This is a genomic window from Streptomyces sp. BE20 (assembly GCF_036322525.1).
GTDB lineage: Bacteria > Actinomycetota > Actinomycetes > Streptomycetales > Streptomycetaceae > Kitasatospora.
Genome location: NZ_JAQYWW010000125.1, coordinates 1 through 1,447 on the forward strand (window position 1 = coordinate 1; position 1,447 = coordinate 1,447).

Annotated in this window: 1 protein-coding gene; it reads left to right on the top strand. The window is 72.4% G+C overall.

The window, feature by feature from the left end:
- Positions 1-1,447: M4 family metallopeptidase (locus PUR61_RS00675; RefSeq protein ID WP_329874510.1), on the top strand; the 1,447-nt coding region annotated here is incomplete at both ends.

Below are 1,447 nucleotides of genomic sequence, written 5' to 3' on the forward strand. Positions count from 1 at the left end.
GTGATCCGGACCTTCGAGGGCGTGCAGACCGGCACGGGCCACGGCGTCCACGTCGGCGAAGTCCCGATCGGCACCACCCCGACCGACTCCGGCTACCAGCTCAAGGACGGAACGCGCGGCGGCACCTACACCACCGACATGGGCAACGGAGCCCCCAGCGACGGGTCCCCCTTCGCCCGGCCGACCGACAACTGGGGCGACGGCCTGCCGTCCAACCGCGAGTCCGCGGCCGTCGACGCGCACTTCGGCGTCGCGGCGACCTGGGACTTCTACAAGAACACCTTCGGCCGCGCGGGCATCCGCGGTGACGGGGTCGGCGCGTCCAGCCGGGTCCACTACGGCAACGGATACGTCAACGCGTTCTGGGACGACGACTGCTTCTGCATGACCTTCGGCGACGGCGACGGCAACACCCACCCGCTGACCTCCGTCGACGTGGCGGGCCACGAGATGACCCACGGCGTCACCGCCGCCACCGCCAACCTCAACTACTCGGGCGAGTCCGGCGGCCTGAACGAGGCGACCAGCGACATCCTCGGCACCATGGTGGAGTTCCACGCCGACCTGCCCGCCGACACCCCCGACTACCTGATCGGCGAGAAGATCGACCTCCACGGGGACGGCGCCCCGCTGCGCTTCATGGACAAGCCGTCCAAGGACGGCCGTTCCGCCGACTACTGGCGCCGGGGCCTCGGCGGCATCGACGTCCACTACTCCTCCGGCGTCGCCAACCACTTCTTCTACCTGCTCTCCGAGGGCAGTGGCGCGAAGACCGTCAACGGCGTCGCGTACGACAGCCCGACCTACGACCACTCCACGCTCACCGGGATCGGCCGGGACAAGGCCGCCGCCATCTGGTACCGGGCGCTGACCGCCTACATGACCTCCACCACCAACTACGCCGGCGCCCGCACCGCGACCCTGCACGCGGCCGAGGACCTCTACGGCGCCGGCAGCGGCGAGTACACCGCCGTCGCCGCCGCCTGGAGCGCCGTCAACGTCGGAACCGCCGTGCCCACGGCCCCCTCGCTCACGCATCCGGGCGACCAGGTCACCGCGCTCGGCACCGCGGTCGACCTGCTGGTCCCGACCGCGGGAGGCTCCGGCACGCCCGCCTACACGGCGGACCACCTCCCGGACGGCCTCGCGCTCGACGCCGCCACCGGCAGGATCACCGGCACACCCGGCACCACCGGATCGACGACCGTGACGGTGACCGCCACCTTCCCCTCCGGCGCGACCGCGAGCACCACCTTCACCTGGGCCGTCACCGACGCCAACAGCCCCTGCCCCTCCGCGCACCTGCTCGGCAACGCCGGCTTCGAGAGCGGCGCGGCGCAGCCCTGGACGGCGACACCCGGCACGGTCGACACCGACCGGGGCCAGGCGAGCCACGGCGGCTCCTGGAAGGCCTGGCTGGACGGCTACGGGTCCGGCCACACGGACA